The sequence below is a fragment of the Lyngbya sp. CCY1209 genome, assembly GCF_055795065.1.
The window spans coordinates 1-2,883 of sequence record NZ_JAYFER010000155.1; the positions used below are offsets into that span (position 1 = coordinate 1).

A 2,883-nucleotide genomic window follows, 5' to 3' on the forward strand; every position below is an offset into this window, starting at 1 on the left:
AATCGCCAAGACACATGGAAGTTTCGGGTTCTGTTCCACGAACCGAACTGTAAACACACGAGCGCTCATTGCTATAAAAGTCAAAAGTCAACCGTCAAAAATTCACAAGTTCCCGATTTAAAATGATTAATGATTAATGATTAATTATTAAGGGTTAATTTTCCCCAGCGGAAGCTTGGAAAACTGTCGGCAAAAAATCGGGAAAAATGGTCAATTCTAGACGCAAATTTTTGCTCCTCGGGGCGGTGGCGATCGCGGCATTTGCACTCTTCATTTTTGCGATCACCGGCGATCGCTAAACCTGGGGACTCTGATCCTCCCCACCCACATCTCCCCTAGAAACCCGGTTTTTTCCCCATTCCCCAACCATGTTCCAAGCCACCCGCCGCCGTTTGGCCCTCTGGTACACCGCCGTCACCGCAGTGCTGTTGCTGCTGTTCGCCAGCGGCTTTTATCTCTACGTCCGCAATACCCTCATCGATCGCATCGACGATACCCTCAATCATGTTGTGGAAGTGGTGGAGCGATCGCTCGTCATCGAACCCGTCCGGGGGGGTCAGTACGCCGTCAATATCGAAGCCAGCTTTCGCAATAATGTCGATGCGGCCGACGACGACCACATCGATATAGAATGGTTCGGCCCCACGGGGGAATTATTGTGGTCCACCCTCTCCGAACCCCTCGACATCCCCCTCCACCCCCACCGAAACGGGGAAACGGTTCGCTTGAGGGATCATCACTGGTCGTTACTCGACGAACCCGCCGGGAACTCCCAGGAAATGGTACTGCGACAAGTGACCGATCGCGTCGAAATCGGTCGTCAAGTTTTGGGGTATCTGCGAGTCAGCCACCCCTGGTTTGAGGTGACGAAGCCGATCCGCCAGTTGGTGACGGATCTGGCGACGGGGGCGGTTTTGACGTTGATTTCTGTGGCAGCCATCGGCTGGTTTTTGTCGGAGTTGGCGATCGAACCCGTGCGGGAATCTTATCAGCATCTCAAACAGTTTACCGCCGACGCCTCCCACGAACTCCGCAGCCCGATCGCGACGATCCAAACCAATGTTCAAGTCGCCTTGGCCGATCCAAATATCAATCCGGATAGCCAACAACAATTGCAGGCGATCGAGCGCCTGACCCGGCGCCTGGGCCGCCTGGTGGACGACCTGCTATTTTTGGCCCGACAGGATGGGGGAATGGTACAGTCAAAATTCGCCCCCGTCCCCCTGGATGCTTTGCTGATGGAAGTGATGGAGGAACTCGAAGCGATCGTCTCGGCGGCTGACATCCACCTGTCCCTGAATTTGATCGACCCCCCTTCCCCGGTGTCGGAGGGGGAGACGCTCCCCCCCGAAGTCGAAACGGATTTATTTACTTTGGAGGGCGATCGCGATCAGTTGGGGCGATTATTTATTAATTTGATCGGCAACAGCTTGAACTACACCCCCGGGGGCGGAGAAATTATCGTCACGCTCCAATATATCCCCAGAAACGGGCGATTTTCTTCCCGGGAGGAAATGCGATCGCCCCGAACCCCAGAATCCCGAGATTGGCGAGGGCAATTTGAAGCCCTGCAAGTCTCCGTCAAAGATACCGGCATCGGCATCCCCCCCGAAGCCCTCCCCCACATTTTCGATCGCTTTTACCGGGTCGATCCAGCCCGCAGCCACCGCAGTTTGTCGGGGTCGGGCTTGGGGTTGTCAATTGTCGCCGCGATCGTGCAAAATCACCGGGGTCAGATCCAGATCGAAAGTGAAGTGAACCGGGGGACGATCGTCACAGTTACTCTTCCCTTACATCAACCCGAGTGAAAGCCTTTTCCACCCGACAATCCCATCACTTTTGTTGACGCATTTTTGTTAACATTGATACCATCTGCCTCGCACACACCGCATCAATACCGAGCGAATTCAATCTATCAACTTGAGCTATCAACTTGATAGATGTAATGGAAGTCACCTCAAATTCACAAATATCTCGGTAATTTCCACAGTTTTACACAAGTTTACATTCAAAAGTTCGGTAGTTCCACGATTTCCAAACCCCGGTTGTTCCGGAAATAATAAGAACAAGCTAGAAAACAGCAAAGCACCCGACACCAATTCTGGCTCAAACTTCACTTTATTAATACTGGAGTCGTTCCATGAGTCCCAAAACATTAGTCCTGACTACCTGTTCCGCGATCGCCATGATGGCTGCCACCGCCCTCCCCGGTTTGGCTTATCCGGGCTATTTAACTTCTGATGATTACGGCTCCCAAATTAACATTCGCTCCGGCCCCGGAACCGGCTATTCTTCTCCTCACTACGGCTACGATGACGATCGGGTTGAAATCATCAACGACACCATCGGCGACGACGGATACACCTGGTACTACATCGAATTCTACGGCTCCGGCGCCCGGGGTTGGGTTCGCGGGGACTTCATCACCTACTAATCCCACCGTTCAATTCCCGACAGTTTGACCGAAAAAATCAGACACACATCCTTGCTCGACACACACTTTATTACTTCTGGAGTCGTTCCATGAGTCCCAAAACATTAGTCCTGGCTACCTGTTCTGCGATCGCCATGATGGCCGCCGTCGCCCTTCCCAGCTTCGCTTATCCCGCCCGCTTGACAACTTCCGATTACGGCTCCCAAATTAACATTCGCTCCGGCCCCGGAACCGGTTATTCTTCTCCTCACTACGGCTATGCCGGAGACGGGGTTAACGTCATCAATGAAACCATCGCCAATGATGGATATATGTGGTATTATATAGAATTCTACGGCTCCGGCGCCCGGGGTTGGGTGAGGGGTGACTTTATTACGAGAAAAGGACGAGAGCTTGAAAGCCGTGTCTTTTTAAAGCACGGATGAAAAGCGAACGGCGACTGAAGTCGC

The 2,883-nt window shown here is 52.7% G+C and carries 3 protein-coding genes; all 3 read left to right on the forward strand.

Annotation, left to right across the window (positions count from 1 at the left end; all coding sequences use genetic code 11):
- Positions 1–368 precede the first annotated feature (368 nt).
- A complete protein-coding gene (locus tag AC0QHF_RS02055) occupies positions 369–1,808 on the forward strand; it encodes a sensor histidine kinase (RefSeq protein ID WP_324702519.1) in 1,440 nt (479 codons plus the stop codon).
- 332 nt (positions 1,809–2,140) lie between these two features.
- A complete protein-coding gene (locus AC0QHF_RS02060; protein ID WP_324702520.1) occupies positions 2,141–2,434 on the forward strand; it encodes an SH3 domain-containing protein in 294 nt (97 codons plus the stop codon).
- Positions 2,435–2,523: 89 nt separating this feature from the next.
- Positions 2,524–2,859, forward strand: a complete 336-nt coding sequence (locus AC0QHF_RS02065; protein WP_324702521.1) for an SH3 domain-containing protein — start codon at positions 2,524–2,526, stop codon at positions 2,857–2,859.
- Positions 2,860–2,883: the final 24 nt, after the last annotated feature.